Source organism: Sulfolobus sp. B1, assembly GCF_007050195.1.
In the GTDB taxonomy this organism is placed as follows: Archaea; Thermoproteota; Thermoprotei_A; order Sulfolobales; family Sulfolobaceae; genus Saccharolobus.
This window is the reverse complement of the sequence record NZ_QIMI01000343.1, coordinates 1-647: the sequence shown is the minus strand read 5'-3', so window position 1 is coordinate 647 and position 647 is coordinate 1. Positions and strand designations below refer to the sequence as shown.

Annotated in this window: 2 protein-coding genes; one reads left to right on the top strand and one right to left on the bottom strand. The window is 36.3% G+C overall.

Annotated features, from left to right (window positions below; translation table 11 throughout):
* Positions 1 to 276 (top strand): arginine deiminase family protein (locus DMP16_RS10615; protein WP_255446898.1); only part of this gene is annotated, 276 nt, incomplete at its 5' end.
* Here DMP16_RS10615 and rnhA read toward each other — a convergent pair.
* On the bottom strand, positions 264 to 647 hold a 384-nt coding region (gene rnhA, locus DMP16_RS10610; RefSeq protein ID WP_143577255.1), incomplete at its 5' end, for a ribonuclease HI. The two genes, DMP16_RS10615 and rnhA, sit on opposite strands and share 13 nt — an antisense overlap.

The following is a 647-nucleotide window of genomic DNA, read 5'->3' as shown; positions in this document are numbered from 1 at the left end:
AGAGTTGAGGTATATTATGATAAGAAGCTGGTCAAAGTCACAAACCTTTATGATTACATCAAGGAGAAGGGATTTAATGTAGTCGAAGTAACCTTAGATGAAGCTAGAAAGTACGCTACTAACTTCTTAACTATAGATGATGGTAAAGTAGTCTCACCCAAAAATAGTGCTAATAGGAAATTACAAGGGATAGACGTTATAGAAGTTCCCGTCGAAAATCTAACGAGTGGCGGTGGTGGTATACACTGCATGACAGCTGTAATTCAAAGGGATTGATCTTCTTCTCTACACCCTATCTCCTTTAACTTATTCTTCATAACTAGATCATAAGCAATTCTACTCAACCTATCTGCTTCTTTATTCTGTTCTCGTGGAACCCATTCTAATTTAGCATTAAGTTTTTCCTTAAGCTGAATAGCCCTCTCGTAGAGCGGGATTATCCTCTTAGCCTTCACTTTATATTCCCCATTCATTTGCCTAATAACCAGTTGAGAATCCCCTCTTATAATAGGAGAATCTAGTTTCAAAGAAATCATTTTATCCATTAAACATATTAAACCCATATATTCTGCAACGTTATTCGTAGAGTCCTTACTAAAGGGTTTTGAGGCTAGTCCAAAACCTCTAATGACCTCATTATCCAAATA